Origin of the sequence: Micromonospora fulviviridis (assembly GCF_014648395.1) — a bacterium.
Classification (GTDB): Bacteria; Actinomycetota; Actinomycetes; order Mycobacteriales; family Micromonosporaceae; genus Micromonospora; species Micromonospora fulviviridis.
The window spans coordinates 59,578-86,098 of the sequence record NZ_BMRA01000016.1 but is presented as its reverse complement, the minus strand read 5'-3'; the positions used below and the strand labels follow the sequence as shown (position 1 = coordinate 86,098).

At 68.8% G+C, this 26,521-nt stretch carries 28 protein-coding genes, 1 tRNA gene and 1 pseudogene; 16 read left to right on the top strand and 14 right to left on the bottom strand.

The window, feature by feature from the left end:
* Positions 1 to 5: 5 nt before the first annotated feature.
* Entirely contained in the window at positions 6 to 536 is a 531-nt protein-coding gene (locus tag IEY96_RS30175; RefSeq protein ID WP_189198193.1) for a GNAT family N-acetyltransferase, read from the bottom strand.
* A gap of 467 nt (positions 537 to 1,003) precedes the next feature.
* Between IEY96_RS30175 and IEY96_RS30170 the strand changes: the two genes are divergently transcribed.
* From IEY96_RS30170 to IEY96_RS30155, 4 genes and pseudogenes are all read left to right on the top strand, one after another.
* Positions 1,004 to 1,729 carry an ABC transporter ATP-binding protein gene (locus IEY96_RS30170; RefSeq protein WP_189198192.1) on the top strand — a complete coding sequence of 242 codons (726 nt, stop codon included), beginning with the start codon at positions 1,004 to 1,006 and terminating at the stop codon, positions 1,727 to 1,729.
* Positions 1,726 to 2,496, top strand: a complete 771-nt coding sequence (locus IEY96_RS30165; protein WP_189198191.1) for an ABC transporter permease subunit — start codon at positions 1,726 to 1,728, stop codon at positions 2,494 to 2,496. Before IEY96_RS30170 ends, IEY96_RS30165 begins: the two co-directional genes overlap by 4 nt.
* Positions 2,493 to 3,839, top strand: coding sequence for a sensor histidine kinase (locus IEY96_RS30160; protein WP_229791978.1), 1,347 nt, complete (start codon positions 2,493 to 2,495; stop codon positions 3,837 to 3,839). The genes IEY96_RS30165 and IEY96_RS30160 overlap by 4 nt, the downstream gene beginning before the upstream one ends.
* Positions 3,840 to 3,853: 14 nt before the next feature.
* Positions 3,854 to 4,500, top strand: a pseudogene (locus tag IEY96_RS30155) (response regulator).
* 2 nt (positions 4,501 to 4,502) lie between these two features.
* Here IEY96_RS30155 and IEY96_RS30150 read toward each other — a convergent pair.
* Positions 4,503 to 4,643 (bottom strand): hypothetical protein, encoded by a 141-nt coding sequence (locus tag IEY96_RS30150; RefSeq protein WP_189198189.1) that lies wholly within the window; start codon positions 4,641 to 4,643, stop codon positions 4,503 to 4,505.
* Positions 4,644 to 4,775: 132 nt separating this feature from the next.
* Between IEY96_RS30150 and IEY96_RS30145 the strand changes: the two genes are divergently transcribed.
* Positions 4,776 to 5,150 (top strand): YciI family protein, encoded by a 375-nt coding sequence (locus IEY96_RS30145; RefSeq protein ID WP_189198188.1) that lies wholly within the window; start codon positions 4,776 to 4,778, stop codon positions 5,148 to 5,150.
* 38 nt (positions 5,151 to 5,188) lie between these two features.
* On the opposite strand, the gene IEY96_RS30140 is transcribed toward IEY96_RS30145, so the two are convergent.
* Both IEY96_RS30140 and IEY96_RS30135 read right to left on the bottom strand, forming a co-directional pair.
* A complete protein-coding gene (locus tag IEY96_RS30140) occupies positions 5,189 to 5,884 on the bottom strand; it encodes an MOSC domain-containing protein (protein ID WP_189198187.1) in 696 nt (231 codons plus the stop codon).
* A gap of 151 nt (positions 5,885 to 6,035) precedes the next feature.
* Positions 6,036 to 7,394, bottom strand: a complete 1,359-nt coding sequence (locus IEY96_RS30135; protein ID WP_189198186.1) for an MFS transporter — start codon at positions 7,392 to 7,394, stop codon at positions 6,036 to 6,038.
* An 84-nt stretch (positions 7,395 to 7,478) separates the two neighbouring features.
* Here IEY96_RS30135 and IEY96_RS30130 point away from each other — a divergent pair, with 84 nt between their 5' ends.
* Positions 7,479 to 8,435, top strand: coding sequence for a DUF5937 family protein (locus IEY96_RS30130; RefSeq protein ID WP_189198185.1), 957 nt, complete (start codon positions 7,479 to 7,481; stop codon positions 8,433 to 8,435).
* Between the two features lie 112 nt (positions 8,436 to 8,547).
* On the opposite strand, the gene IEY96_RS30125 is transcribed toward IEY96_RS30130, so the two are convergent.
* A complete protein-coding gene (locus IEY96_RS30125; protein WP_189198184.1) occupies positions 8,548 to 9,042 on the bottom strand; it encodes a GNAT family N-acetyltransferase in 495 nt (164 codons plus the stop codon).
* A 420-nt stretch (positions 9,043 to 9,462) separates the two neighbouring features.
* Here IEY96_RS30125 and IEY96_RS30120 point away from each other — a divergent pair, with 420 nt between their 5' ends.
* Positions 9,463 to 10,644, top strand: coding sequence for a low temperature requirement protein A (locus tag IEY96_RS30120; RefSeq protein WP_189198183.1), 1,182 nt, complete (start codon positions 9,463 to 9,465; stop codon positions 10,642 to 10,644).
* Positions 10,645 to 10,930: 286 nt separating this feature from the next.
* Positions 10,931 to 11,719 carry a maleylpyruvate isomerase N-terminal domain-containing protein gene (locus IEY96_RS30115; RefSeq protein WP_189198182.1) on the top strand — a complete coding sequence of 263 codons (789 nt, stop codon included), beginning with the start codon at positions 10,931 to 10,933 and terminating at the stop codon, positions 11,717 to 11,719.
* A gap of 579 nt (positions 11,720 to 12,298) precedes the next feature.
* Here IEY96_RS30115 and IEY96_RS30110 read toward each other — a convergent pair.
* Together IEY96_RS30110 and IEY96_RS30105 are read right to left on the bottom strand one after the other, a co-directional pair.
* Positions 12,299 to 12,472, bottom strand: a complete 174-nt coding sequence (locus tag IEY96_RS30110) for a hypothetical protein (protein ID WP_189198181.1) — start codon at positions 12,470 to 12,472, stop codon at positions 12,299 to 12,301.
* Positions 12,469 to 12,687, bottom strand: a complete 219-nt coding sequence (locus IEY96_RS30105) for a flavin reductase (protein WP_189198180.1) — start codon at positions 12,685 to 12,687, stop codon at positions 12,469 to 12,471. The genes IEY96_RS30110 and IEY96_RS30105 overlap by 4 nt, the downstream gene beginning before the upstream one ends.
* Before the next feature lie 321 nt (positions 12,688 to 13,008).
* On the opposite strand from IEY96_RS30105, the gene IEY96_RS30100 reads away from it, so the two are divergent.
* Positions 13,009 to 13,410 carry a GntR family transcriptional regulator gene (locus IEY96_RS30100; RefSeq protein WP_189198179.1) on the top strand — a complete coding sequence of 134 codons (402 nt, stop codon included), beginning with the start codon at positions 13,009 to 13,011 and terminating at the stop codon, positions 13,408 to 13,410.
* A gap of 8 nt (positions 13,411 to 13,418) precedes the next feature.
* On the opposite strand, the gene IEY96_RS30095 is transcribed toward IEY96_RS30100, so the two are convergent.
* Together IEY96_RS30095 and IEY96_RS30090 are read right to left on the bottom strand one after the other, a co-directional pair.
* On the bottom strand, positions 13,419 to 14,018 hold the full coding sequence (locus tag IEY96_RS30095; protein WP_229791977.1) for a hypothetical protein: 600 nt from the start codon (positions 14,016 to 14,018) through the stop codon (positions 13,419 to 13,421).
* Between the two features lie 237 nt (positions 14,019 to 14,255).
* A complete protein-coding gene (locus tag IEY96_RS30090) occupies positions 14,256 to 15,152 on the bottom strand; it encodes an aldo/keto reductase (protein WP_189198178.1) in 897 nt (298 codons plus the stop codon).
* Here IEY96_RS30090 and IEY96_RS30085 point away from each other — a divergent pair.
* Both IEY96_RS30085 and IEY96_RS30080 read left to right on the top strand, forming a co-directional pair.
* Positions 15,151 to 15,315, top strand: a complete 165-nt coding sequence (locus tag IEY96_RS30085) for a hypothetical protein (protein ID WP_189198177.1) — start codon at positions 15,151 to 15,153, stop codon at positions 15,313 to 15,315. The genes IEY96_RS30090 and IEY96_RS30085 overlap by 2 nt on opposite strands.
* Positions 15,316 to 16,020: 705 nt before the next feature.
* Positions 16,021 to 17,229, top strand: a complete 1,209-nt coding sequence (locus IEY96_RS30080; RefSeq protein WP_189198176.1) for a low temperature requirement protein A — start codon at positions 16,021 to 16,023, stop codon at positions 17,227 to 17,229.
* Between the two features lie 322 nt (positions 17,230 to 17,551).
* Here the strand turns inward: IEY96_RS30080 and IEY96_RS30075 are convergent, their stop codons facing one another.
* Positions 17,552 to 17,755 carry a hypothetical protein gene (locus IEY96_RS30075; RefSeq protein ID WP_229791976.1) on the bottom strand — a complete coding sequence of 68 codons (204 nt, stop codon included), beginning with the start codon at positions 17,753 to 17,755 and terminating at the stop codon, positions 17,552 to 17,554.
* A gap of 1,716 nt (positions 17,756 to 19,471) precedes the next feature.
* On the opposite strand from IEY96_RS30075, the gene IEY96_RS30070 reads away from it, so the two are divergent.
* Complete coding sequence (locus IEY96_RS30070; protein ID WP_189198175.1) at positions 19,472 to 19,939, top strand: hypothetical protein; 468 nt, start codon at positions 19,472 to 19,474, stop codon at positions 19,937 to 19,939.
* 250 nt (positions 19,940 to 20,189) lie between these two features.
* Here the strand turns inward: IEY96_RS30070 and IEY96_RS30065 are convergent, their stop codons facing one another.
* A complete protein-coding gene (locus IEY96_RS30065; RefSeq protein ID WP_189198174.1) occupies positions 20,190 to 20,558 on the bottom strand; it encodes an immunity protein CdiI family protein in 369 nt (122 codons plus the stop codon).
* 612 nt (positions 20,559 to 21,170) lie between these two features.
* Here IEY96_RS30065 and IEY96_RS30060 point away from each other — a divergent pair.
* Genes IEY96_RS30060 through IEY96_RS30050 form a run of 3 tightly spaced genes read left to right on the top strand, consistent with a single transcriptional unit; the run spans position 21,171 to position 24,150 of the window.
* Positions 21,171 to 22,736: a replication initiator gene (locus tag IEY96_RS30060; RefSeq protein ID WP_189198173.1), complete on the top strand. Its 1,566-nt coding sequence runs from the start codon at positions 21,171 to 21,173 to the stop codon at positions 22,734 to 22,736.
* Positions 22,733 to 22,930, top strand: coding sequence for an excisionase family DNA-binding protein (locus tag IEY96_RS30055; protein ID WP_107075187.1), 198 nt, complete (start codon positions 22,733 to 22,735; stop codon positions 22,928 to 22,930). Before IEY96_RS30060 ends, IEY96_RS30055 begins: the two co-directional genes overlap by 4 nt.
* On the top strand, positions 22,930 to 24,150 hold the full coding sequence (locus tag IEY96_RS30050) for a tyrosine-type recombinase/integrase (RefSeq protein ID WP_189198172.1): 1,221 nt from the start codon (positions 22,930 to 22,932) through the stop codon (positions 24,148 to 24,150). The genes IEY96_RS30055 and IEY96_RS30050 overlap by 1 nt, the downstream gene beginning before the upstream one ends.
* A 77-nt stretch (positions 24,151 to 24,227) precedes the next feature.
* Here IEY96_RS30050 and IEY96_RS30045 read toward each other — a convergent pair.
* Both IEY96_RS30045 and IEY96_RS30040 read right to left on the bottom strand, forming a co-directional pair.
* Positions 24,228 to 24,299, bottom strand: a tRNA-Val gene (locus IEY96_RS30045).
* A gap of 50 nt (positions 24,300 to 24,349) precedes the next feature.
* The gene (locus tag IEY96_RS30040) at positions 24,350 to 24,883 is read right to left on the bottom strand and encodes a TIGR02611 family protein (protein ID WP_189198171.1); all 534 of its coding nucleotides are present in this window, start codon (positions 24,881 to 24,883) and stop codon (positions 24,350 to 24,352) included.
* A 273-nt stretch (positions 24,884 to 25,156) separates the two neighbouring features.
* Here IEY96_RS30040 and IEY96_RS30035 point away from each other — a divergent pair, with 273 nt between their 5' ends.
* The gene (locus IEY96_RS30035; protein ID WP_007457244.1) at positions 25,157 to 25,588 is read left to right on the top strand and encodes an SsgA family sporulation/cell division regulator; all 432 of its coding nucleotides are present in this window, start codon (positions 25,157 to 25,159) and stop codon (positions 25,586 to 25,588) included.
* 70 nt (positions 25,589 to 25,658) lie between these two features.
* Here IEY96_RS30035 and IEY96_RS30030 read toward each other — a convergent pair whose 3' ends face one another.
* Positions 25,659 to 26,435, bottom strand: a complete 777-nt coding sequence (locus IEY96_RS30030) for an SDR family oxidoreductase (protein ID WP_189198170.1) — start codon at positions 26,433 to 26,435, stop codon at positions 25,659 to 25,661.
* Between the last annotated feature and the right edge of the window lie 86 nt (positions 26,436 to 26,521).

Sequence of the window (26,521 nt, the reverse complement as noted above, 5' to 3'; positions counted from 1 at the left end):
GAGGTTCAGCCGGTTGCCGAGGACGGCCTCACCACCTGATACATGGCGTGGTCCTGCCACCGGCCGGCGATGTTGAGGTATTCCGGCGCCATGCCGAACTGCACGAACCCGTTGCGTTCCAGCACCCGCTGGGATCTGACGTTGTGCAGCAGGGTCTCCGCCTGCACCCGATGCAGCCCCAACTCCTCGAAGGCCACCCGCACGATCTCGCGCACCGCCCTGGTCGCGAACCCTCGGCCGTTGTGGCCGGCGCTCACCCAGTAGCCCATGGCGCAGGACTGAAAGGGGCCGCGCACGATGCCGTTGAGCGTGATGCGGCCGATCACGTGACCGGAGTCGTCGAGGATGACGTGGGGCAGCTTCGATCCCTGCTCGTGCTGCTGGAGATCGGCTTCGATGACGGCGTGCTGGCCGTCCGCCGTGAAGTAGTCCTCGTTCCGGATCGGCTCCCACGGCGCGAGAAACTCACGGTTGACGCGGAGCAGTTCGGCCAGGGCCGGCGCGTCCTCCACGGTGATGAGTCGGGTGATCTTCATCCACACATCGTCCCAGTCCTCCCACACCGGCCCGTGGCTGGCCGTCCGGTCTCGGGACCTGCGCTCAACATCGGTGTCACGACGCCCGCGACAAACCCCGGCCGCCTCGGCGAGCCGTAGACCGCGTCGCCGATCCGCGGGTGGTGGTCGCTGCGAAGCCTGCTGGGTGTCCGCTGGCTGGTCGAGCACGACTTCGACCCCGTCCTCGCCGGGCTGCGAGGTCGATGTGCGGAGAGCCCGGATGTGAGGCCGCCCGAGCCCGACGGCCACGTCCTCGCCGCCCGTAGAACCTAGGCCGACTACCACAGCAAGGGTCACCCGAGTGGGTCGCCGAGATCGCTTGATGGCTTCCCTCGTCGCTCGGAAGAGATCTGTGGGTCGGGACCGCGACGGGGGTGGAAACCTCCAGGCGGAGTCGGATGGTTTCCGGCTTCTGACCGCCGACGGCGCTGCCTAGCGTCGATCGTGTGATCGAACTACGTGAGCTGACGAAACGCTACGGCGACCGGGTCGCCGTCGACGGGCTGAGCGTCCGGGTGCAGCCGGGGGTGGTGACGGGCTTCCTCGGCCCGAACGGATCCGGCAAGTCGACGACGATGCGGATGATCCTCGGCCTGGATGCCCCTGATCGTGGCGAGGCACTGATCGGCGGCGTCCGGTACCGGGACCTGAACTGGCCGTTGAAGGCGGTCGGCGCGCTCCTCGACGCGGGGGCGTTCCATCCCGGTCGCAGCGCCCGTGCGCACCTGACCGCACTGGCCGCGAGCAACGACATCCCCGGTTCCCGGGTCGAGCAGGCGCTGCGTCTCGTCGGTCTGTCCGACGCGGCAACGCGGCGTGCCGGTACGTACTCGCTCGGCATGCGCCAGCGGCTCGGCGTCGCGGTGGCCCTGCTGGGCGACCCGGGCGTCCTCCTGCTCGACGAGCCGGTCAACGGATTGGATCCGGAGGGCATCCGCTGGATCCGGGACCTGCTGCGCGGACTCGCCGCCGAAGGCCGGACGGTGTTCGTGTCCAGCCACCTGATCGCCGAGATGGCGCTGACCGCCGACCGGCTGGTGGTCATCGGCCGCGGCCGGCTGCTGGCCGAGACGACCGTCGCCGAACTCGCCGCCGACGACGACAGCCTGGAGGACGCGTTCCTCCGGCTCACCTCGCAGGCCACCGACCATCGCGGAGTGGGAGCGTCATGAACGGGTACGGATTCCGGCACGCGGCCCGGATGGAGCGGATCAAGCTGAGCAGCGTCCGGTCGACGTGGTGGCTGGCGACCGCTGCGGTGGTCTCGATGGCCGCGGCCGGGGCCGGGGTGGGACTCGGCTACCGGTCGCACACCCCGGTCGCCACCGCCGCCCAGATCCTGAACAACAGCCTCGGCGGCGCCATCGTGGCCCAACTGCTCCTCGGAGCGCTCGGCGTCCTGATGGTGACCGGCGAATACGGCACCGGGATGATCCGCTCGACGTTCGCCGCCGTCCCGCGGCGTCGGGTCGTCCTGGCCGCGAAGGTCGCCGTGTGCGGCGGCGCGGCTCTCACCGTCGGTCTGGTCGCGAGCTTCGCCGGCTATCTGAGCGGGCAGCTCGCGATCCGCGGCACCGCCATCCCGGCCGCATCCCTCGGCGACCCGGCGATCCTGCGCGCGGTCGTGCTGACCGGGGTGTATCTGGGCGCCACCGCGCTGATCGGGGTCGGCATCGGGACGATCGTGCGGCACTCGGGCGCCGCGATCGGCACGCTGTTCGGTCTGATGTTCGTCCCGATGATCGTGGCCGGGCTGTTCGGCGAGGACGGAATTCAGGTCGGCCGCTTCGTCCCGCTGTTGATGCTGCTCAACTCGATCGCGGTGACCTCGCCCGTACCCGGGCTGTTCTCCGGCTGGATCAGCACGCTGCTGATGTGCGGGTACGCGGCGGTCGCGATTCTCTGCGGCGGCGTTCTGCTCCGCCATCGCGACGCGTGAGCGGCGACAATGGGCTGATGATCGCGCTGCGCGCCCCGTTCACCACACTGGCCCTGCGCCGGGCGGTGTTCTGCGTCGCCGGTGTGGCCAGTGCGGCCGCGATCCTGAGCGCACCGGCGATCGTGCCGGCCCTGGGCGTCCTCGTCCTCTGGGCGACCGGGGCCATGTCCCACCAGCCGGCACCCACGATCGGACCGGTGTTCCTGGTCCTGTTTCCGCTCACCATCGCGCTCCTGGTCGTGCTGGCCGCGCCGGTCGGGCGCGCGATGGGAGCCGTGCACCGCTCACTCGCCGGCCGGCTGCTCGACGTGCACGTGGACGCCCCGCCACCCCGGCTCTCGAAGCGGATCAGCGCCGTGGTCTCCGACGGACCGGGCTGGCGCGCCGTCGGGTACGGCCTGCTCAAGGTCCCACTGGCCATCCCCCAGGGGTACGGGGCGTTCTGCTACGTGTTCGGCCTGGTCAACCTCAGCTACCCGGTGTGGTGGCCGCTGTTCCGCAACCACCCGGCCGGCACGCGCCTCGGACCGGTGTGGGCGCTGACGCCGTTCGGCACCATCGGTACGCGGACGTTCGCCGGAACGTTCCTCATCGCCGCGGCCGGCCTCGCCATGGTGCTGGTCGCACCATGGCTGATGCGGGCCGGTACGACACTGGACCTCGCCGCCATGCGACGGCTGCTCGGTCCGCGCCGGCTCGCCGAGCGGGTACGCGAACTGCAGGTCACCCGGGCCCGCGCGATCGACGACGCAGCCGCGATGATGCGCAGGCTGGAACGGGACCTGCACGACGGCGCGCAGATCCGGCTCGCCACGCTGGCGATGAACCTCGGCATGGCGGCCGAGAAGCTCGGTGTCGACGGTCCGCCACCCGACCTCGCACAGGCCCGCGAACTGGTCGCGCTCGCCCACCGCGGAGCGAAGGATGCCCTCGCCGACCTGCGCGACCTGGTGCGCGGAATCCACCCGCCGGTCCTCGACAACGGTCTCGGCGACGCGCTCGCGACGCTCGCGACGAGCAGCGCCATCCCGGTCGCGGTGAATGTCGAGCTGCCCGACCGCCCGGCGCCCGCCATCGAGACCATCGCCTACTTCTGCGCCTCCGAGCTGCTCGCGAACGCGGCCAAACACAGCCGGGCGACCCGTATCGGGCTCGACGTCGTCCGATCCGGCGAGCGCCTGACGTTGACCGTCGAGGACGACGGCGTCGGCGGGGCGGATCCGGACGCTCCCGGCCTGTCCGGCCTGGCCCGCCGCATCGCCGTCGTGGACGGCCGGATGGGCGTGCACAGTCCGACCGGCGGTCCGACCCGGGTCGAGATCGAGCTGCCCACACAGGCGTGAACGGAGGCTACGACATGCGGGTGGTGATCGCGGAGGATGCCGCGATGATGCGCGAAGGGCTGGTCCGGCTGCTCACCGACCGCGGTTTCGAGGTGTGCGCGGCGGTGGCCGACGCGGATGCGTTGCGGTCCGCGGTCGCCTCCGTCGTACCGGATGTAGCCATCATCGACATCCGGATGCCGCCGACCCACACCGACGAGGGACTGCGCGCCGCGATCGACATCCGACGCGACCATCCCACCGTCGGTGTGCTGGTGTTCTCGCAGTACGTGGAGACCCGCTACGCGACCCGCCTGCTCGCGGATCGGCCGACCGGCGTCGGATACCTGCTCAAGGACCGCGTCGCCGACGTCGCCGATTTCGTGGACGCGCTGACCCGGGTGGCATCCGGTGGCACCGCACTGGATCCGGAGGTGGTCGGCCACCTGATGCGGGCCGGGCAGGACACGGCTGGGGTGGCGTCGCTGACCCCCGGGAGCGTGAGGTGCTGTCGCTGATGGCCGAGGGACGATCCAACGCCGGGATCGCGGCGGCTCTTGTCATCACCGCCGGAGTCGTGGAGAAGCACGTGGCGAACATCTTCGCGAAACTCGGTCTGCCGTCCTCGGACAGCGACAACCGCCGGGTCCTGGCAGTCCTCCGCCACGTCAGCGGCGGCTGATGTCACGTAAAGACGATGCACCAGCCGAGGCTGAAGGCTGCTGCCATCCCCTGTGCCGTCGACCCGTCCCGCGGCAGACAGGTGCGGTGGGCCTGCTCATAGCCGGTGGCGGCGGTGATGATCTCCGCAAACAGGGGCAACATGACGCCTGCGCGCGCCGAGCGGCGGAGGTCCCGTGGAAAATTCTTCTGGCACACCGTCGGATCCAGGGCGACTCGTTCCTAGAACAGGTGAGAGGCGGTCGGCGGAGGCCGCCGGGACAAGGGAGTGAGCGAATGCCGCGGTACTTGATCTCGTTCGACGCCGGCGCAATGGACCACATCCCCGCCGAGGAGATGCCCGACGTGGGCAAGGCCTCGCACGCCGTGGTCCAGGAGGCCGTGAGCGCCGGCGTGTGGGTGTACGGCGCCGGACTGGAGAGGCAGAGGGCGAGCATCGTGGCCACGGACGGGATGGTCACCGACGGCCCCTACCCGGAGACCAAGGAGGTCATCGGCGGGTTCTCGGTCGTCGACGTGGCCTCGCGCGAGGAGGCGCTGGAGTGGGCCGCAAAGATCGCCGCGTCCTGCCGCTGTGCGCAGGAGGTCCGGGAGCTCCTGCCCGACCCCGAGCAGGACGCGATGCTCCGCCAGGCTGACCGGCGATGGTGACATCCGACGACGGCGTGACGGTCGGCCAGGCGCTGGTGTCACCTCGGCAGAAGCTCGACGGCATCCCGCAACGCGATACGACCAGGGCGTTCGACTGTTGCCCACACGCCGAGCGTCATGTCGTTGTGCTCCGCGACAGTCCTCAAGAGCTGTCCGTGCTCGGGGAGGTCCTCCTGGGCAAGGTCGATCATGACGCATCGGGTCAGCCGTTGGCGTGGTCGCAACACGACCTCCGACCCGATACGGATGGCTCGGCCGAGCCAGCCGTCTTCAGCGAAGTCGCCCCCGGGTACGTCGATGAGAAGGTTCGCCCGGAACCGCGCCGGGTCAACCGGCTCCCCGAGGAGATCATGGAGTCGTCGCAGCGCTGCCGTGCTGATCAGGCTCACCGGCCCCTCGTCATGGTGCCTGACCTCCGCCTCGCGCTCGATGGTGACGCGACGAGCGAGCACATCGCTGACCACCTCGTGTCCGGCCGGCTCATCGGCACCGAAGCGGCGCCCGTCGGGCAACTCGACGACCGGCACCGGGTCACGAAAGTGCCCGCGGAGCATGAACAGACCCGGCATCCGGCGAAAGCGACGGGTGTTCTTTCCGCTGCCCAGCTTCCCGTCCGCGTCCCGTACCGCCCACAACCGGTCACCAACCAGTCCTCGCTGCTCAACCTCCACGGTCGTCAACTGCTCGCCGAGCAGGGACTTGATCGGATACCTGCGGATCTCCGCTACCTGCATCGGCCTCACTCTAGATCACCGAACCGCGCATGATCATCTAGCCGGACACGCCATGGGCGTCCTGAGACTCGACACCGGCCGGCAGCCGGCCTGTCCCATCGCGGGAGATGCTTGACACTCGCGTCTCATTTTGATGCCCGACATGATCCCCTCAGGACGCGTCTCGGATGCCTTCACGGTCCGCAACAGGGGCGCGCATCGAAGGGTGCACTCGATCTTCTTCGCTGACCCGGCCAGGCCGCCGTTCTTCCGGTGCGTCGAAGGTCTGCTGGCGCATCGGGGAGCGCAGGATCGGCACCCACACCAGAGCAAGCGCGGCGCAGGCAACCCAGGTGGCAGCGCGCGGACCGGCGTAGTCACCGACGAATGCCGCCGTCGCCGCGCCGAGCGTGAGCGCGCCACTGAACATCACGCGCAGGGTGCCGTTGACGCGTCCCAGGAGCCGTGACGGCGTGACGTGCTGGCGGAACGACATCAGGACCACGCTGTCGAAGCCGACCTTGAAGATCACCAGTGCCCACGCGAGCGCGGCGACCAGCCCAGGAACGGGCTGACCGACGAGCGGCAGCACGAGCGAGACCGGGGCGATGGCCAGCCCGATCGCAAGCACCGAGCGGCCAGCGCCGAGGCCCCTCGACAACCGTCCCCCACAGAGCGCCCCGAGCAGGCCACCGGTTCCACCGGCGCCGAGGAACAGGCCCAGTTCGCTCTCCGACCAGTGCAGTTCCTGAACCAGGAGAAGCGGCAGCATCGCGACCGTGCCTGCGGTCGCGAAGTTCACGAGCGCGCCGGCGACGGCGATCGCACGCAGGGTGTGGTTGCGCCGGACGAACGACAGGCCTTCGCGCACCTCGGCCGCGAGCGAGCGTCGTACGACGTCAACCGGACGCGGCTCCGGCCGCTCGATGCGGCGGATCCACAGCGCCGACCACAGGTAACCGAGTGCCGTCGCGACCAGGACCGCGGCCGCTGTCGACAGGCCGATCAGCCAGCCGGCCAGCGCGGGGCCACCGATCAATGCCATCTGGTCCACGATGCCGAGTCGCCCGTTGGCCGCGACCAGGCGCCCGCCATCCCCACCCCCGACAAGGTCCGGCAGGTGGCTCTGCATCGCGACGTCGAAGAAGACGGTCGCGACGCCGTTGAGGAACACCACCACCCAGAGCTGGGTCATGGTCAGCGCGGAAGCTGCGGCAGCGATCGGTACCGAACCGATCAGCACGAACCGAGCCAGATCCATGGCGATCATGACCGGGCGACGAGCAACCCGGTCCAGCCACGCGCCGGCCGGCAGCCCGAGCAGCAGGAACGGGGCGGTGCCCGCGGCGGCAAGCGAACCCGCCGCGCCCGGACCCGCGCCGAGCGAGGTGATCGCGACGAGCGGAATGGCCACCTTGGCGATGTTGAAGCCGCATTTCGCCGCCACCGCGGCGACGAGGTAGCGAGCGAAGTCGCGGGACAGGGCCCGGGCGGCGTCGTGCCCCCGACGAGAGGCGTGCTGGATCGACATGGCCGAACCTTCGGCGTCGGCCGCCCCCGGGTGCCAACGATTCAGACTACGGTGAATCCTCGTGGTGTCCGTCTTTTGCTGAAGATGTCGTTGTCCCTGGCCGATCTCGCGAGTGTCAGGTTCGCGATCTCCCCCGCCTGGGAGGTCGTCGCGAGTCTGCGGGTGCTCCGCGACCCCGGTGCGCACGCCGTACACCTGCCATGGGTGACCCGGCACCGGGCCACGGTGCTGGCCTCACCGGAGCTGCGTGAGCTGCGCGACCTGGTGATCGCGCCGGAGCGGCACCTGCCGGGCTTCCTGGCGCCCGCCCCGCATTCACCCGTCACCGAGCCCGAGGCGGAGTTCGCGGCGGTGCGGGAGACGCCGGCGGCCGTCGTGCGCGAGGAACTGGAGACGGTGTACGGCGACCGGCTGCCGGCCTCGCTGTCGGACCTGCGCCGCGCCCCGCGCCGTACCCTCCCCACGATCGTGGGTCAGATGCGGACCTACTGGGGCCTCACGCTGGCGCCGTACTGGGGGCGGATCCGCGGGATCCTGGAGGGCGATGTGATGTTCCGGGCGCGCCGGCTGGCGGACGACGGCCCGCACCGGATGTTCCCCGGACTCGATCCCGCGATCTCGTGGTCGGATGACGTCCTGTCGGTCGACCGGCCCAATCTGGACCGGGACTACGAACTCGGCGGTCGCGGCCTGGTGCTCGTGCCGTCGCTGTTCGCGTGGCCGAACGTCTTCGTCAAAGCGTCCGAGCCCTGGGCTCCGGTGCTGCGATATCCCGCTCGGGGCGTGGGCTCGATGTGGCACAGCGACCCACCCGCGGCCGATCTCGCCCCGGTGATCGGCCAGGCTCGCGCCGCCCTGCTGGTCGAGCTGACGACTCCGTCGACGACGACGTCGCTGGCCCGCCGCACCGGGCTGACCCCGAGCGGAGTCTCGGCCCACCTCTCGCGGCTCGTGACCGCCGGCCTGGTCACTCGGCAGCGAGCCGGGCGTCTGGTCTTTTACGTGCGTACCCCGCGAGGCGACGCGCTCCTCGGCGACTGATCCGGCCGACACACGAGCGACGTCGCCCAGGCGATCTCGTCCAACCCCGCGTCCGAAGGCTGGCTTCCGACTGTGAAGCCCTGGTCGAAGGCCCTCGATCGACGGCCGATCGCTAAGCCACGAGACTCTTGGCCATGATGTGCTCCCGGCGCACGCCATCGGGCATGAGGTCCCCCAGCTCACCCGTGTCACGGAAGCCGTTCCTCTGGTAGAGCGCCCAGGCGTTCCTGTTGCCCTCCACCACAGCCAGGCGCAGGGTCCCCGCGCCCACCAGCCGTGCCCACTGCTCGACCGCCCGCACGAGGTGGTCGCCCACGCTGCGGCCACGTCCCACCGGCGCCACGTACATCGAGATCAGCTCGACGACGCCGTCCTGATCAGTCGGCACCCCGCTGGCCATCCCGACGGGCTGCCCGTCGAGCATCGCCATGACGTTGTACGAGCCGGGGATGGCCAGCCGACCGCGCCAGCGCTCCTCACGGTCGCCCTCGCCCTGCCAATCCGCCAGCTGGGAACCGAACGCATACGCCGCCTCCGCCAGCGCAGCGAGCCGCAGTTCCCGCCACATCTTCCAATCGCCCTCGCTGAGCACACGCGTCTCGATCATGCCGGCAGCGTGCCGTAGGGGTGGGGAGCAGGCAACCCGGTATCCGGTGACGCGGTGTGACGAACGCGCCCCATCAGCCGTCGAACTCTCGCCCGATCAACCGAAACAGATCCGTAACGCATCAACTGGAGCTCGACATCGCCGGCAGCCGGCTGTCCAGTCTCAGAAACTGCGTGACGTATCGGTATCAGGACCTGGGTGACACTCCGCCCTCTGTAGCACCGGCTCGATGCTTGACCAGGTCGACGAGCCAATCCGAACCGCGGCGACGGACGGAAGGAACTCATCGGCCTCTACCGTCGCCCGTCCGTGTAACCCCGGGCGCTCGGTTCCAGGCCACGGCAGCACGTCCGCAGTCACCACCACTGGCGCATGACAGAATGCTCCAAACTGGGCAAAGCTGGCAGGACGGGCGAGCCGATGACGACAAGCAGGGCGGCCGAGCTGCTGCGGAGGCCCGAGGATCCACAGCGGGCTACGTTCCTGGAACTCTTCTTCGACCTGGTGTTTGTCCTCGCGCTCGCTCAGCTCTCGCGCGGCCTGGCCGAGGATCTCGGGTGGAGCGGTGCCTTCCGGACCCTGGTGCTGTTGGGGGCCATGTGGTGGGTCTGGTCCAGCACCGCGTGGCTGACCGACCGGACGGACCCGCAACGACCGGCAATCCAGGCGCTGGTCATCGCGACCATGGTCGGCAGCCTGGTGATGGCGGCCGCGGTGCCCGAGGCATTCGGCGACACGGGCCTGATCTTCGCGGGCGCCTACGTCGCCATCCAGCTCGGCCGCGGGCTCGTCCTCGTGGTCGTTCTGCGTGGCCACGAGCTGCAGCGCCACGGCGTGCGCGGGGTGTTCTGGTACGGCCTGTCGGCGCTGCCGTGGATCGCGGGGGCGCTCGTGCACGGTTCGGCGCGTGGCGGCTTGTGGGCACTCGCGGTGGTCCTTGACCACACGGCAGGCAGGATCGGCTTCCCCACCCCCGGGGCGGGTCGTACGCCCAGCCAAGACCTTGTGATCTCGGGCGAGCACCTGTCCGAGCGCTACCGGCAGTTCTTCATCATCGCGCTCGGCGAGCTGATCCTGGTTACCGGACTGGGATTGAGCAGCAGCGGCTTCGCGCCCGACCGGGCCGCCGCGTTCGGAGTGTCGATCGCAACCACCGTGCTGCTGTGGCGGATCTACATATACCGCGCTGGGCAAGTCCTGGCGGAAGCGATTGCCGTGTCTGCCGACCCGGTCCGCCTCGCCCGATCGGCGTCATACGCCCACCTGGTGATGGTGGCCGGCGTGGTCGTTGCCGCCGTCGGCGACGAACTCGTCATCGCCCATCCACTCGGACACACCCCACCGGCCTGGATCGCCGTCATCCTGGGCGGACCCGCGCTGTACCTGGCCGGGCGCGCCCGCTTCGAGCACGCGGTATTCGGCCGCGTGTCCCGGTCCCGACCGATCGGCGTCCTTGCGCTGGCCGCCCTGACACCGGCGATGCTCCCGCTGCCGCCAGTCGTGGTCGCCGCCGCTGCTGCCCTAGTCCTGACCGGGATCGCCATATCCGACGCAGCCCGCGCCCGCGGACGCCCGCCCGAGCCGCCGTCACCACGCCGCTAGCCGGAAGTGTCACCCCAGGTCTTGAGACTGTTCTGTCACGCAGGTCCTGAGACCCGACATCGCCGGCAGCCGGCTGTCGTACTCCGCTTGATGCGTTACGTCGTGGCTTCACTTGATGCGCGACACTCTCCTCGCATAGGAACCAGCCAGCGAAGGTCGCGTTCGACGTTGAGCAGTAGGCGCGTCGGGTGAGCGGAGGGCCTTGCTTCGTCTGCGCGTTTGCGCCCGCCGCGTCGGCTGTGGAAATCGCTGTCCGATTGTCGGAGCACAGTGTTAGAAAGCCGGGGTGCACAAAATTCTCCCGTTCCCTGATCAGCTGCGCCTGATCAACGAACGGTCGACCGCCTTCCGCGCCGCGGTCGCCGCGGCACCCAGCCTCGACGTTCAGATGCCGACCCATCCCGAGCGGACGCTGTTCGATCACGTGCAACACGTGGGCATGGGCCGCCGCAAAGCAGCCGCCGTCGTCACCGCAGGTCCCGCGGACGCTCCGCCGGAGGAGTCCGCATGGGGAGGCGGCACGGGTGCACCTCGGGAGCGCGAGGCTCTACTGGCCTGGTGGACCGAGTCCATCGAGCAACTAGCGAGCGCGCTGCGCGAGGCCGGCCCGGATCGCGGTTGCTGGACATGGTGGTGGGACTCGCCGTCACCGCAGACCTCCGGGGCCTGGGCGCGGCGCCAGCTCCACGAGATCGCGGTGCACACCTACGACGTCCAGCTCACCGGGGGTGCCCCGCAGCCGATACCGGAGGAGATCGCCCTCGACGGATTCGACGACTGCCAGTTCACCCTCTGCGCGACGACGGTCGCCTGGCCACACGAACCCGCCGTCGTCGATTACCACGCCACCGAGGGCCACTCGTGGCGCCTTCGGCTGTCCCACGACGGCGCACAGGTCGCCCGCCTCGGCGCTCCCGCTGCCGGCGAGGACTCGGACACGGCCGACGCCTCCGCCCGGGGCACGGCCAGTGATCTGGTCCTGCTCTTCTACGGCCGCATACCGTTGGATTCCCTGAAGTCCGAAGGCGACCGTCGTATCTTCGATCAGCTCGCAGCCTGGGACCCGTCCCTGTAACGGCATCCCAACTCGCACGCTCCCGTGCAGGTTCACAGCGACGCTGTCCTGCCCATCCCCGTGCACACGCGCCAGAGCGGCCGGGGCAGGCGTGAAGTCGCAGCAGTTCCACGCGGTGATGGCTGAGAACGGCGCCCTACGGGTCGAGGACGACAGCCCGACTCGACGTGCCATCGACGGACGCAGGTGCGGTACTGCTTCTTGGTAGGGGAGGAAGCGGAGACCGGCTAGCTCGTCGTCGGTTGGCTTGAGGGCTTCGGCCTGGTCGTCGTCGAGCTGTCCGCCGTCGAAGATGAACATCAACCCATCGGGCCATACGCCGTGTGCGGGCAGCCAGTCGACTACCAGTAGCCGGCTGATCGGCAGGTCGAGTACGAGTCAAGGCCCCTCGATTGAGGGGCCTTGAGCTTGCCTTATTCATGGTGGGCGATACTGGGATCGAACCAGTGACCTCTTCGGTGTGAACTCTCGGCGAGCTGGTCGGATCGGGCTCGGTGCGAGGTCAAACGGCCTGCTGAGGCCCTTCTCGGCTCGGTTCGGCTGGCACGGCTGCTGTACTTCGGTGCTGTACTGCTGGCATCAGACGAGGCGCTTGATGCGGACCTTCGGGCGCTCGTTTCTCAGGTGGCCTTGCTTGTGCTGGCGGACCTGCTCGTCCCAGACCTCTTGGTCGTAGTCCGAGTCGGGTGGGATCCACTTGTGGGAGCCGTCGCTGTAGTGGAACTTCTCGTCGCCGGCTCGCAGGATGCTCATCGGATCCAGCCGAGGAAGCGGTGGTGAAGGTGGCCGGCGGGGACGAGGGTCAGGTCCTGGGCGGCGTCAACGAGTTGGGCGGCCAGGTAGAGGGCTAGCGACACCGGGGCACTGTCGTACTCGGCTCGCAGCTCCCGCCGCCGGGTCGGGCAGGGCCACTCCCCCGCGCAGCCGCCGCACGTCCAGTCCGGTTTGATCGGGTGGTGAGTCGTCATCGCGGGCCGTCCTGGCTGGGCCAGTGGCCGCGGTTGATCGGGATGCGGTGACGGCTGTGGCAGGGCAGGTTCGCGCCGCAGCGGCAGATGCGTCGCCAGCGCCCCCACGACCAGACTGGCCGATGCCGTCGAGCCAAGGTCAGGGCGACGGCGAACAGGTACTCGTCATAGGAGACGCGCGGCACGGGACCCCCGAATCACGAAGTCGATGGCAGAGGGCGCAGGTCCGGAGCGGACTCCCGACCTGCTGAAGTCACCGTAACGACGTAGGACTGTAGATACAATAAGATGTAGAGCTGTTGGACACGTAGCGTCACAGCCGTGATCGACCCGAGCGCAGACCGCGCCGTGTTCCGGCAGCTCGCAGACCTTCTGCGAGACCGGATCGCGTCTGGCGACCTTGCGCCCGGCGCATCGCTGCCGAGCGAGCTGCGGCTAGCTCAGGAGTACGGGCTGAGCCGAACGAGCGTCCGACAAGCAATAGCGCTACTTCGGTCGGAAGGGCTCGTGATCGTGGAACCGCCGCGAGGCACCTTCGTCCGCGCCTTGGAGCCGACCGAAACGGTGACTCTCCTCAAGGGCGATACCGCCTCCGCGCGGATGCCAACCCCGACGGAGCGACGCGAACTGGAGATCGGCGAGGGCGTCCCAGTCATCGTCATCTTCCGCGCAGACGGCTCCCGGGAGCTGTACGCCGCCGACCGCATCCGCGTCGGCCGCTGACCGACGCATTACGAGTCCGTCGCGGCCTGCTGGTCGCCATGGTCCTGGTCCTCGTTCACCTGCGCCTGTGCTCCGTCGGTGTCCGCCGATTTTCTCTGGCTTGGCTGCTCGGGTGGCTGCTCGGCGGAAGTGCCACCCAACCAGGAGCCGGCGTGCAGGTATGGGCTCAGCTCGGTCCGGATCGACCCGGTCGAAAGGACCCACTCGTCAGCAAGCGATGCCACCAACAGAACTCCGCGCTCGAAACGCAGCCGCAGGCCGCCAACCGACGGCTCCGGCGCGTAGCCCTGGATCAGAGCAGCGTCAAGCAACCGCTGTCCAACGAACGCGGCCAGGAGGTCTGGCGCCTGCACCGGCTCTACCCGCGTCTCACCGTGCTCCTGCATGTCGTACGACGCGTAGGGCTCATTGAATTCCAGAAGCAAATACTCGCCGGTGCCGTGAGCCATGAGAGGCAACTTGCCCTCAAAGTGCAGCCAAAAGTGGATCAGACTGGCAGCGTCGCCGTCCCTCCTGCCTTCGTGCCAGTGGCGAGCCTCGGTCACCCCCAGCAACTGCCTCCCGATGAGGTCACGCGCAAGAGCCGCGGTTGCGGCAGGGCTGCTCACAAGCAAGAACGCTACCGCCTGCCTGACGAGGACCTCTTCGGTGTGAACGCGGCTGCGGCGCATCGTCTGTTGCCATCGGTTGTCGTCGCGTCCCTCTCAGCTTGGCTGCGACCCCGCCTGCTGTCGTTACGTGTCGACCGCAGGTGACACGTTCGCTGCCTCCTCGCTGCTTCCGAGAGTGGCCGGAGCATGCTTCCCGGCAGCCAGCTGGTCCAGCTGCGGGAGGCGGTGCCCGGGTTAGGCGGCGGTCTCGGGAACGAGGGCGGTCAGCTCCGCGACCTCGGCGTCGCTCACAACGATCCGCGCCGCCGCGAGGTTCTCCCGCAGGTGGGCCAGGCTCGTGGTGCCGGGGATGGGCAGCATCGCCGGGGAGCGATGCAGCAGCCAGGCCAGCGCGATCTGCTGGGGCGTGGCCGCGTGCCGAGCGGCGATCGGCGCGAGGGCGGCGGCGACCTGGTCGGCGTTGTCCCCGCCGTCGCGCAGGCTGACCGGGTGCCAGGGCGAGAACACCGCTCCGGCCCGCTCCGCCGCCGCAAGCAGGTCCGCACCGGTGCGGTTGCCGATGTTGTACAGGGCGGTCACCGCGGCGATCGCCGCAATCGACCGGGCGAGCTCGAACTGCGCCACGGTGACGTTGGACAGCCCGATGTGCCGGATCCAGCCCTCGTCCTGCAGCTTCCTCAGCTCGCCGACCTGGTCCTCGAACGGGGCGTCGGTCGCGTACCCGCTGTGCAGGTAGTAGAGGTCGAACCGATCCACGCCGAGGCGGCGCAGGCTCAGCATGGCTGACTGCCGCAGGTACTTCGGGTTGCCCACCCAGCCCAGGGTCGAGTAGTCGTGGCCGCCCCGGACGAAGCCGCCCTTGCTCGCCACCACCAGCCCCGCCGGGTAGGGGTGCAGCGCCTCGCGGATCAGCAGCTCGTTGGTGTGCGGCCCGTAGACATCGGCGGTGTCGATGAAGGTGACGCCCTCCGCCACCACCGCGCGCAGCAGCGCCAGCCCGCGCTCGTGGTCGGGGTACGGGCCCCAGACCTGGTCGCCGGTGAGCTGCATCGCCCCGAAGCCGACCCGTCCGACCGGAAGGTCGCCGCCAATGATGATCGTGGGCGGGGTGGACGGGGAGCCAGACGTCATGGTCATCTCGATTCTGGTCGCCGGCGGCCCGGTCGCCGACGCCGCCCGCAACTTCGACGCCATCCTGCGCGCGGCCACCGACGTCTTCGGCGAACTGGGCGCGGAGGCCACCCTGGAGGAGGTGACCTGCCGGACGGGGGCCCGTACACTCGACCATAACTGATCGAACCGGGATGAGCTGGTCGAAGCGGTCTACCTGGCGGAGGTTCAGGCGGTCTACGACCACGGCGGATAGAGCCGATGGGCGAGGCCTGCCCCTTGATCGGATACAGCCACGAGCACTCGTTCGTGCTGCGCTACCCGGACCGGCCACCAGTGCCGTTGATCCACACGTGTGGTGGCCAGGCGGGCGGCCTCACTTCGAGCACTCGGACCCGGATGGATTACACCAAACCGCACCTGGTGGACGAGTTCCTGAGCCGCTTCCAGCAGCAGTAGCCCATCGGTCCGAGCGTGCCGCAACTGCTCGGCTGGACGGCGTCGGGACAGGCGCGATGTGGGCTGGGTCGGAGCGCCCCGGAAAGGGACGACCCCCGTCGGGGGGAGCCTGGTCGTGATTGTCAGACAGTGCCGACGGGTGTCATCCCGCCCGCTCAGGCACGGCAGCTACGTCGTTCGTTCCGCCCACTGTCGTCGTGCAGCGGGCTGTTTGCTGACTCGATGCTGACTCCGCCTGGCTCCGACGTCTCGATTACAGAACTGCGCGCCTTGTCCGAGCATGTTCGCCTCCGTCCGCGACCTCGGACCAACGTAGGTGCTCCTCCGTCGACAGCCGTCCTCGTCCAGATCGGCTGCTAATCGTTGCTGTCGACCAGCAGCGGACACGCATTCAGCAGTGCGCCTGAGGCGATCAAAGTAGCGTCACCGCATGGCCATGGAGAGCGGGGCGGGTGAACAGCCGGGGACCTATAAGCAGTCCGAGCGGGCCGGCTTCGTGGAGCTGCTGTTCGACGTGGTGTTCGTGTTCGCGTTCACCCGGCTATCCGACACGATGGTCTCGGACCTCAGCTGGCGAACGGGCTACGCGACGTTCGTGCTGACGTTGGCGCTGTGGTGGGTGTGGTACCGGCTGGTATGGGCGACCAACAGGTACGACTCGACTCGGCCAGCGATCCAGCTGCTGGTCATCGGCACCACACTCGGCAGCCTGCTGATGGCCATCGCGATACCGGAGGCATACGACGACAGGGGTTGGCTCTTCGCGGGGGTCTACGTCGCGATCCAACTAATCCGCCCGCTGTGGATCATCGTGATTGGCACAAACAGTGAGATACGGCTGGTCTCTGTTCGGAACCTCTTCTGGGCCCTCATCTCGGCGGTGCCCTGGATCGCCGGCGCCTTTGCAGAAACCGGCGCGCGGCTGGCCTGGTGGAGCCTGGCCGTCGCTTTGGACTACGTCGCGGGCGTCCTCGACTACCCCACGCCGCGACTCGGCCGGGCCGGGTTCCGGGCCCATCCGATCCAAGAAGACCATCTCACCGAGCGCTACCGGCAGCTCCTCATCATCGCGTTGGGCGAGACGATCCTGATCTCCGGCATCCAGATCAGCCCGTACGGCCTCCAGCGGGACCGAGCCGCGGCACTGCTGGTGTCATTCGCCATCACGGTTCTGCTATGGCAGATCTACTTCTACCGGGCAGGCGAACTACTGGCCATCGCCATCGCATCGGCACAGTCCCCGGCATACATCGGCAGACTCGCGTCATACGCACACCTCATCATGATCACCGGCGTCGGCCTCAGCGCCGTCGGCGACGAACTGACCATCTCACACCCGCTCGGTCACACCGAACGATCCTGGGTCCTGGTCATCCTCGGCGGGCCTGCTGTGTTCCTGCTCGGGCGAGCCCTGCTCGACTACGTGACCTTCAGCCACATCTCCTGGTCCCGACCGATCGGACTACTAACGCTCGCCATACTGGCACCGGCGACGCTCGCACTCCCCCCGGTCCTGGTCGCCGTCGCGGCCACCGCCGTACTCACCGGAGTCGCCATCTCCAACGCCATCTCGTGGCGACTGTTCCCCCGGGCCCCTAAACCAGCCACACCCGGCCGAATGGCCTCCTACCGACCGTGAACTGGCTGCCGTGCGAAACGAGGCCGCCTTGCGGGTTACGACGTCGGCGTGCAGTTGAAGCGGAACATAGACCGCCTCTTCCCTGACCTGCGGCGGCCTGGTCGACGCGCTGGTCACGCTTGCTCCTGGGCTCGCGTCGTTGATGGCTGGTTGCCGACGTTTCACAGTGTCTTGTGCCCCATGTGTGCCCCGGAAGACTCCTTGACCCCCAGGCAACGATCAGGGCGTCTCTATCTGAGCCAACCTTGGTCATACGCCCGCTCTCGCGTCCGTGTCGTCCACAGACGTCTGGCCCCGTACACCCCGATCGTCACCCAGCTAGTCACTCAGCCGCCGCTTCGACTTCGGCTGGCCGTAGTCGCACCTGCCAGTTGTGAGCGGCATGGCCGACGACGACGCCATCGAGGTAGACGCCAATAGCTGGAAGCTCGCTGCCGCGCGGGAGCGGGGTTATCTCCATCAGGCCAAGCGCATCCGGCTGGCCGTCGATCTCAACGAAGACGCCGAACCGCATCACGGCGAGCACCCGGACGCGGACTCGTTCACCGACAGGCAGTGCCGACTTGGTCTCTGGCCACGAGCGCCTTGCTCGCTCAGCTCTGCCGTCGAGCAATCTCCAAGCCTCGGGGTCCATGGTCGCTCATCCTCGCACGGTCAGTTTGGAAGGTGTCGACTGTCAGCTTGGGAATCGGGTTAGTGCACACCATGAGTAGCTGGCTTGCCTGGCAAGTGAGCACGGAGCGTTCCGCCTGCGACTGCCGGGGGTGCCACTGGACGCCGGTATTGACCCCTGCATCGGGCACGCATCGGGCACGGAAGCTTTGGGTGAGCCTAGAAAATGGCTTTTGGGGGCTCCGAGCTGCGACCCAGAGCCCCCACATGCGACCCTTACCCAGTCCACGCGTTGAGCCAAGCAAGCGGTCCGTCGAACCCGAGTATGGGTTCCGGGGTTGTAATGAGTCAACGCAGCAAGTGCCCTTTGGAAGCGCCGACGACCCGATACACGACGAAAAAGTAAGACACACCGGGGGCATCGCAGTGTGAGCTTGGTCACACATCGACGGACACTTATATAGGCTGTTTTCGCAGCTCAGACGCGGGTGCGCGGCGACACGGTGCTGTCGGAGCCATGTGCTATGGACGGACGTCTCGACAGTCCTCGACTTCTCCGAACCGGGTGATGGCTGTCGCATACTGAGGCTCGTTCCGGCCCGACTGCGAATCAGGCCGGGGCACTTACCCAGTCCACGCGTTCGAGAAAGAGGTTCAACCTCGGTGAAAAGGAAGCCCATCAGCGGGTGCATCGTCATCCCGCAGAGCGAAGTCATGGTCCCCATCGCGGTCCTCGTCGTTGTGGTGGTCCTCGCTTGGATGGCCACCACCTTCATGAAGCTCACCGGAGCTGAGGTTGCGGCCATCGTGGTCGCCACCGCCGGCTTGCTTCAGTCCCAGCGCAGGGAGGCCACCAAGCGGCCGAGGCGTTAGCGCAGCAGCGCCAGCGTGACGCCGTAATGCCATCCCGTCTGCCGTCGACCCGCCCTCCGGGGAGCGGGCCGCCGCCCGGCCCGCCACGTCAAGCGGACCTTGACGCCCGTACGGACGCTGGCGGGCCGGGTGGAGGTCTGCTCGGCTCGCCCGGGTCGATGGCAGGCGGGATGGCTCCTTCCGCAACCACCCACGGACCGTGACCCGCCGGCGGAGCCCCGGCCATCCTGGAGCCGGAGCGCCCCCGCCGGAGGCGCAGTGACCGCAAGTCCGCCACCGCCGCCAGCTCGCCGACGCGGCCGGCGTGCGCTCCCCTACGCCGCGCGGGCTCGTGGCCGCGCGGCGCGGCCGGGTGCCGGCCCCCCACGCCACCGGTCAACACCCCTGTCGCTCTGCGGCGGCCCTCCGGGCTTCCCGCCCTCCGCGCCAGCCGCCGGGCGTCCGGCGTGACGGCCGCAGAGCGACAGCGGCAGCGGCCGGCGCGCGCCCAGGCGGCGGCGCGTGCGGCCCGTTGCGGGCCGCCTTGATAGATGTACAGAAAGTTCTCCCACACCGGCCGGAAGACGGCTGTCGTACTCCGCTTGATGCGTTACGTCGTGGCCTCACTTGACGCGTGACACGACGCCCTGGCTCGTTGGCTACCCGGTGTGAACGCGGGACGGCGGGAGAGGGCTGGCCTATCCGCTTCTAGCCAATGAGCGTGTGAAGTAGGACGGTCGATCGGACACGCGTAGAACGGCCGGGCAGACTGAGCCTGGTGAGCGATGATTACATCCGTCTGGTTCCCACGGATCCGAGCTGGCAGCCTGAGCCCGAAGCTGCTGCCGCCGTCGTTGCCTATGTGGCGAGCCTGTTCTCCGGGCCCGGTGATGCTGTCGACGAGGTGAAACAGACCTTCTACGACCGGGTGACCTTGATAGACGCAGGCATGTACACGGAGCGGATCACATGCCCATGCTGCGCTGGAGACATCAGCATGGATTGGCTCGGCGACCTGGTCCGCGAGAACGGCACGAGCTTCGACCACCTGGACGTGGCGGTGCCCTGCTGCGGTGCCGTCGTGGAGCTGAACACCTTGCATTACGAGGACCCGATTGGCTTTGCACGCTTCGAGGTAAGCGCCTTGAACGCGACTAGGGCGAGATACGAACTTGACACCAACGAACTGGCTCGCGTGGCCGACCTTCTGGGTCATCCGGTCGCGCAGATCCTCGCGCACTACTAGTGAAAACCTGGCGCGCTGATCTGCCGCTGACCTCGCGTCTCTGACGGACTGTCGAGTCCGCCCGGCGTCCGGCTGGGTAGTAACGCGGTGTAACGGCGGCAGCCCGTCATGCGGGAACCCGTCACGCGTCAAGTGGAACCGATGTGTCACGCATCAAGTGGAGCCCGACACGGCCGGAAGACGGCCGGCAAGACAGCTGTCCCGTCACAGGAGATGCTTCACGCCAAAGTTGGCCTGCTGCTGCGGCAGATCATCTCCGAAAGCTGACCGGGTCGACGAGGTACCGATCGAGGTCCGGATCCTCGTGCTCGTCTTCGAATTCGTCCGCGATCACCCACCGGTCACCGAGTTCGGTCCGCAGCTGGTCGAGCGCCCGCCGAACGGCCGCGTTGAAGGCTCGGCACTCCGGCTCGCGCCAAGGCCCAGGGTCGGGTGGATAGTCCCAGTTCAGTGATGTGTCGTACCACTCGATCAACTGGGTCAGCTCATCCCGAAGAGCCGCGCTGATCGGCAGCGCCTCCAGGCGCACCGGATTCCCCCAGGCATCCCAGTTCTCGGGCGCGGTTGGCCAAAGGACACCCCCAGACCCCGCGTCGAAGAAAAACCGGGCGTGCGGCATGGGCAGAAGTCTGGCACAAGTTCTAGGCGCAACGCCCCTAGGAGCAGGCAATGAGGCGGTGCATGGAATGCTTCCCGGGATTGGGTTTCCGGCTTAGACATGCGCTTCACAGCGGGTTGACGTGTCGGTACCCGGTGCTACTCTGGCGCTCGTCGAGCACGCCAGCGCGGCCTTCCTGTCGGATCGCTGGTCTCGACGTCGGAGATGTCGAGCGGCCTTTTTGCCGCTGATGCGGGCCACGTCCCGCCGGCTCTCGATCGCACCGGCCGCCGTGCCGGTTCCCCGAATCCGCTGAGCGGCCCAGCACGGCCTTTGCCTGCCGTCCACGATGGCCCGGATTCGCACTGCTCCACGGGTGGGTGCAGCCTGCGGCAGCCCGCCGGATGCCGATATTCCAGGCTCCCCACCCGTGCCGGCCCATATTCACAGGTTCACGAGCGTGAAAGGACATGACCCATCGGCGGGAAGTGGCGCGACCACGATTCCGCCCTCCGGCGTCGGCCGCCCTCTCGGCGGTGCCAGGAGACACGACGAACACCATCAGCGGACAAGCGTCCACGGCTGGTGGTGCTTCGTCTCCCGTCCCTGCCACCCCCTGATGAGGAGACAGTCGTGTCCACCCCGCTCACCATCTACCGGCCCGGTCTCGCCGTCGGCCGTGACGCCCAGGTCCTGCACCGCGCCGCCTCGCCGGAGTTCTTCGGCTGGCTGGAGCACACCCGCCCCGCTGGCGGCTGTGTTCGCCCGATCCGCCTCACCGGCACCATCGCCGCCGTCGACCGGAACACCGGCCGCATCACCGGCCGGCTGCACACCGACGAGCTGCCCGACGGGACGCTCTACAAGGCGTGCGGCAACCGCCGCGAATCGGTGTGCCCGGACTGTGCCTGGGTCTACCGGGGCGACGCCTACCAAGTCGTCTGTCGCGGCCTGACCGGCGGCAAGGGCGTCCCCGACTCGGTCGGCCGGCACCCCGTCGTCTTCGCCACCTTCACCGCCCCCTCCTTCGGCCCGGTCCACCACCGGCATATCCCCCGCCACACCTGCCGCAACCGGCAGCGCTGCGACTGCCGCCCCGCCCCCTGCCGCGCCCGCAGCAACGCCGACACCTGCCCGCACGGGCAGCCCGCAGCGTGCTTCGCCCGCCACGACGCCGACGATCCGCGGCTCGGCCAGCCGCTGTGCCTCGACTGCTACGACCACGACCACCAGGTCGTCTGGAACTACTTCTCCGGCGAGCTCTGGCGGCGCACCAAGCAGGCTGCCGACCGCCACTTGGCCGCGCGCTGCCGCCGACGCGGCATCCCCAAGGTCGGCACCGTCACCGCCTCCGGCAAGGTCCGCTGGGTGCCACCCGTGCGCGTGTCGCACGGAAAGGTCGCCGAGATGCAACGCCGCGCCGCCGTGCACTTCCACGTCCTGCTACGCCTCGACGGCGTCGACCCCGACGACCCGGACGCTCTTGTGCCGCCACCGGCCGCCATCACCATCGACGACCTGGAAGAGGCGATCCACGCCGCCGCCCAGCAGATCACCGTCACCACACCCCCGCACCCCGACCAGCCCGAAGGCTGGCTGATCGCCTGGGGCGCGCAGATCGACGTCCAACGCATCAACAGCACCGACGGCGAGCTGACCGACAGCAAGGTCGCCGCCTACCTCGCCAAGTACGCCACCAAAGCCACCGAAGCCACCGGCCACTCCTCCAACCGCCTCACCCCCGCCACCATCGACGACTACGCCGACCCCGAAGGCGACCACACCGCCCGCCTCATCGACGCCTGCTGGCACCTCGGCCGCCCCACCCCGAGCGACACCAGCAGCGGCGCCGCAACCGCCAGCCACCGTCAAGACAGCCTTGACAACAAACCTCGCCCCTTCGCCGGGCTGCGCCGCTGGGCGCACATGCTCGGCTTCGGCGGCCACTTCCTCACCAAAGCCCGCCGCTACTCCGTCACCTTCCACCTGCTCCGCGACACCCGCGCCACCTACCGCCGCAGCGAAGACGACGAACCCGCCGACACCATCACCGTCGGCACCCTCACCTACATCGGCTCCGGCTGGCTCACCGACGGCGACGCCCTGCTCGCCAACACCGCCGCCCGCCAGCGGCGCGAGAGCAGACGCATCGGCCGGGAAGAACTCGCCCACGAGGCGTGGCTGGGGGTGGCCGCATGACCCACGACCTCCGCCCCCGCTGGTACTCACCGGCAGAAGTCGCCGTCCTGCTCGGCTTCGGCATCTCCAAGGTCAAGATGAAGATCGCCACCGGCGAGCTGCGCTCCATCAAGGACGGCAAGTACCGCCGCATCCTCCCCGAATGGGTCGACGACTACATCCGCGAACAGGTCGAACGCCAGGAGGCCGCCTGATGCCCGGACGCGCCCGAGCCAACGGTGAAGGCTCGATCTTCCCCTACCGCAACGGCTTCGCCGCCTACGTCTGGGTCACCAAGCCCGACGGCCGGCGCACCCGGAAGTACGTCTACGGCAAGACCCGCGAAGCGGTGCACGACAAGTGGATCAAGCTGCACCAGCAGGCGAAGCAGGGGCCGGTGGCGACCAGCGTCCCCACGGTCGGCAGGTTCCTCACCTACTGGCTCACCGAGATCATCCAACCGAACCGGGCACCGCTGACCTACGCCACCTACGAGACGTTCGTCCGCCGCTACATTGCACCGAGTCTCGGAGGGAAGCGGCTCGATCGGCTCCAGTCGCGGGACGTGCAGACCTGGATCAACCAAGTCGCCCGCACCTGCCAGTGCTGCGCCCAGGGCAAGGACGCCGCCCGCCCGAAGCACAAACGGCGCTGCTGTGCGGTCGGCCGCTGCTGCCAGGCCGTCCCGTCGACGCGCACGGTCAGCGACATCCGGGCCGCGCTGCGAGCCGCCCTCACCCACGCCCAGGCCGAAGACCTCATCACCAAGAACCCGGCCGTCGCGGTCACCCTCGCCACCGTCCGCCGCCGCCGGGGCAAGTCCTGGTCAAGCGACGAGGCCCGAAAGTTCCTCGAATCGGCCCGCGCCGACGAGGACCCGCTCTACGCCGCCTACGCCCTGGTCCTCGTCACCGGACTACGCAAGGGCGAAGCCCTCGGCCTGACATGGGAGGACGTCGACCTCGACGCGGGAGAGCTGACCATCGGCCGCCAACTCCAACGAGTCCGCGGCCATCTCCTGCACCGCGACACCAAGACCCAGGCATCCGACGCCACCCTCCCCCTGCCCGACATCTGCCTGACCGCCATCAAGCTCAGACAAGAACAACGTGACGAGGCACGAGCAGCCGCCGGCAACGCCTGGCAGGAAACCAGCCTCGTATTCACCACCCGGTATGGCACACCCATCGAGCCGCGCAACTTCCAACGGTCGTGGCAGACGAGATGCGAGAGGGCCAACGTCAAGCCGATCACCGTCCACGACGCCAGGCGCACCTGCGCCACGCTGCTCGCCGACCTCGACGTCCACCCCAGAGTCGCCATGCAGGTGCTGAGGCACGCCCGCTTCTCCGTGACGATGGAGATCTACACACAGGTATCGACGAAGGCGACCAGAGACGCACTCAAACGCCTCGGTGACTCACTCGGCCGCTGACAGAACTGCTGTACTTAGCTGCTGTACACACGCAGAAAGGCCACCTCCCGAAGCCGGGAAGTGGCCTTTGACCTGCGTGGGCGATACTGGGATCGAACCAGTGACCTCTTCGGTGTGAACGAAGCGCTCTCCCGCTGAGCTAATCGCCCTCAGCGCCGATGACTCTACCTGATCGAGAGCCCGGACCAAAAACCGGGTCTCAGTGCGTCGCGAGGTAGTGCAGCGTCCGCGCCACGAGGTCGATCCCGAGGCTGTACTTGAGCGACAGCCACACCACGACCGACACGAACACCAGCCCGACGGCGCCCAGGGCGCAGCGCACCGGCAGCGACCGACTGGTGACCCAGCGCGTCCAGGCGTTGACGTGCCGGCGGGTGAAGGCGAGCAGCCGCCGCGCCCAGTGGAACTCGACGGCCCAGACGCCGAGGCCGGCGATCACCAGCAGCCAGCCGGGCCCGGGCAGCGGGATCAGCGCGACCCCGACGGTGACGACGATGGCGCCGAGCACGCCGATGAAGATCTTGAGGGCGACCCGGCCGGTCGGATTGGCCCGGATCAGTTCGAGGGTGGTGTGCAGGCGCGCGCGCCATCCCGCCTGGGGCCGCTCCACGAGAGCGGTCCGCGGGCCCCCTTCGTCAGGCACCTCGTACCCCCGACTTTCGGCTGCTCGGGCCGCACCTTTCGGCGGGCCGGCCGTGGTCCTCGCTGCCACCGAGGAACCCCTCGTGACCATTTCCACCCCCAGTGTCGCCCGGGACCGTCACCCTCGCTGAGGACTGGACGTTACCGGAGTAAGTCGACGACTGAACCACCCGTTGCCGGGCGGGATGACGGATCGGGCGGAAGCGGAAATCCTACAAGAATTTTCATGTTCTCGAAGGCTTTCCGACCCCCTTCCCACCACTGGGTGAAGTCAGCGTATGGCGGAGCGTAGCCAGGAGCAGCACCTGAGTATGGGAAAAGCGGGACACGCGCGTTCCGCAGCGGTGCCGGGGGGAGAACGTCCATGAGTGTCATCCGACCGACGACCGTAGAGGTCGAGACGTCGCTAAGGCTCGTCGCGCCTGACGCCACCGCCTTGCCGGTGCGTGCCAGTCTGCGTTACGACCCTGCTGACCCGTATGCGGTCCATGTCCTGTTCCACGCCGAATCCGCCGGCGGCGAGGCGGTGAGCTGGTCGTTCGCTCGCGAACTGCTGGTCACCGGTCTCGACGAGCCGGCCGGCATCGGCGACGTCCGGGTCTGGCCGTGGGCCACCCCGCGCGGCGACTTCGTCGCGCTCGCGCTGTCGTCCCCGGACGGCAACGCCCTCTTCGAGGTCCCGCGCAGCGTGCTCGTGCGCTTCCTGCGCCGGACCTACGTCGTCGTCCCACGCGGCCGCGAGGCCGAGCACCTGGACGTCGACACGGCGGTGAACCGGCTGCTCGCCGGCCGCTGACACGGCACACCGGGGCCGCGCGGATCTGCCGAGTCCGCGCGGCCCCGGGCCGTCAGTTCCGGAGTACGGCTCAGCCGTGCGTGGTGATCCCGCCGTCGACCGGGATGACCGCCCCGGTCAGGTACGCGCCGGCCCGCGACGACAGGTAGATCGCCGTGCCCGCCATGTCCTCGGGGCGGCCGATCCGGCCCAGCGGCACCTGCTGCTCGATGGCCGCCCGGGAGGCCGGGTCGTCCAGCGCGAAGGCCATCATCTTGCTCTCGAACGGCCCGGGCGCGATCGCGTTGACCGTGATCTGCTCGCCGGCGAGCTGGTGGGCGAGGCTGCGGGTGAGCATGTGCACGGCCGCCTTGGTCGCGGAGTAGGCGTACACCTCCATCCACGGGACCCGGATGCCGTCGATCGAGCCGATGTTGATCACGCGGGCCGGGTCGTCGGGGGTCGCCGCCGCGCGCAGCGCGGGCAGCAGCGCGGTGGTGAGCCGGAAGACGGCCTTGACGTTGACCGCCCAGAGCTTGTCGAACGCGGTCTCCGGGTATGACTCAAGCGGCGCGCCCCAGGTGGCGCCGGCGTTGTTGACCAGCACGTCGAGCCGGTCGGTGCGCTCCCGCACGGCCTGCGCGAGCCCGAGCGCGCCCTCGTCGTGGCCCAGGTCGGCGGGGATGGCCTCGCAGTGCCCCTCGGCGGAAAGTTCCTTGGCCACGGCCTCGCAGACGTCGGCCTTGCGCGACGAGATGATGACCTTGGCACCAGCCTGCACGAAGCCTCGGGCGATCATCAGGCCGATCCCCCGTGAGCCGCCGGTGACCAGGACCGTCTTGCCTTCGACCGAGAACAGATCCGTCATGCCCATCCCATCGCCGGTGTGCGGGGCCGCGGGTCGGTCGGCCGATCCGGGCGCTACCGATCGGTAACCTAACCGTCCCTGGCCAG

Excerpts from the sequence above, each read along its gene's own strand:
- IEY96_RS30080 (WP_189198176.1), top strand. The coding sequence starts at position 16,021 with ATGGCCATGGAGAGCGGGGCGGGTGAACAGCCGGGGACCTATAAGCAG.
- IEY96_RS30145 (WP_189198188.1), top strand. The coding sequence starts at position 4,776 with ATGCCGCGGTACTTGATCTCGTTCGACGCCGGCGCAATGGACCACATC.
- IEY96_RS30040 (WP_189198171.1), bottom strand. The coding sequence starts at position 24,883 with ATGGTCACGAGGGGTTCCTCGGTGGCAGCGAGGACCACGGCCGGCCCG.
- IEY96_RS30165 (WP_189198191.1), top strand. The coding sequence starts at position 1,726 with ATGAACGGGTACGGATTCCGGCACGCGGCCCGGATGGAGCGGATCAAG.
- IEY96_RS30105 (WP_189198180.1), bottom strand. The coding sequence starts at position 12,687 with ATGACGACTCACCACCCGATCAAACCGGACTGGACGTGCGGCGGCTGC.
- IEY96_RS30110 (WP_189198181.1), bottom strand. The coding sequence starts at position 12,472 with ATGAGCATCCTGCGAGCCGGCGACGAGAAGTTCCACTACAGCGACGGC.
- IEY96_RS30130 (WP_189198185.1), top strand. The coding sequence starts at position 7,479 with ATGTCGTTGTCCCTGGCCGATCTCGCGAGTGTCAGGTTCGCGATCTCC.
- IEY96_RS30090 (WP_189198178.1), bottom strand. The coding sequence starts at position 15,152 with ATGACGTCTGGCTCCCCGTCCACCCCGCCCACGATCATCATTGGCGGC.
- IEY96_RS30175 (WP_189198193.1), bottom strand. The coding sequence starts at position 536 with ATGAAGATCACCCGACTCATCACCGTGGAGGACGCGCCGGCCCTGGCC.
- IEY96_RS30055 (WP_107075187.1), top strand. The coding sequence starts at position 22,733 with ATGACCCACGACCTCCGCCCCCGCTGGTACTCACCGGCAGAAGTCGCC.
- IEY96_RS30125 (WP_189198184.1), bottom strand. The coding sequence starts at position 9,042 with ATGATCGAGACGCGTGTGCTCAGCGAGGGCGATTGGAAGATGTGGCGG.
- IEY96_RS30135 (WP_189198186.1), bottom strand. The coding sequence starts at position 7,394 with ATGTCGATCCAGCACGCCTCTCGTCGGGGGCACGACGCCGCCCGGGCC.
- IEY96_RS30120 (WP_189198183.1), top strand. The coding sequence starts at position 9,463 with ATGACGACAAGCAGGGCGGCCGAGCTGCTGCGGAGGCCCGAGGATCCA.
- IEY96_RS30035 (WP_007457244.1), top strand. The coding sequence starts at position 25,157 with ATGAGTGTCATCCGACCGACGACCGTAGAGGTCGAGACGTCGCTAAGG.
- IEY96_RS30140 (WP_189198187.1), bottom strand. The coding sequence starts at position 5,884 with ATGCAGGTAGCGGAGATCCGCAGGTATCCGATCAAGTCCCTGCTCGGC.
- IEY96_RS30030 (WP_189198170.1), bottom strand. The coding sequence starts at position 26,435 with ATGACGGATCTGTTCTCGGTCGAAGGCAAGACGGTCCTGGTCACCGGC.
- IEY96_RS30085 (WP_189198177.1), top strand. The coding sequence starts at position 15,151 with ATGGTCATCTCGATTCTGGTCGCCGGCGGCCCGGTCGCCGACGCCGCC.
- IEY96_RS30150 (WP_189198189.1), bottom strand. The coding sequence starts at position 4,643 with ATGTTGCCCCTGTTTGCGGAGATCATCACCGCCGCCACCGGCTATGAG.
- IEY96_RS30065 (WP_189198174.1), bottom strand. The coding sequence starts at position 20,558 with ATGCCGCACGCCCGGTTTTTCTTCGACGCGGGGTCTGGGGGTGTCCTT.
- IEY96_RS30050 (WP_189198172.1), top strand. The coding sequence starts at position 22,930 with ATGCCCGGACGCGCCCGAGCCAACGGTGAAGGCTCGATCTTCCCCTAC.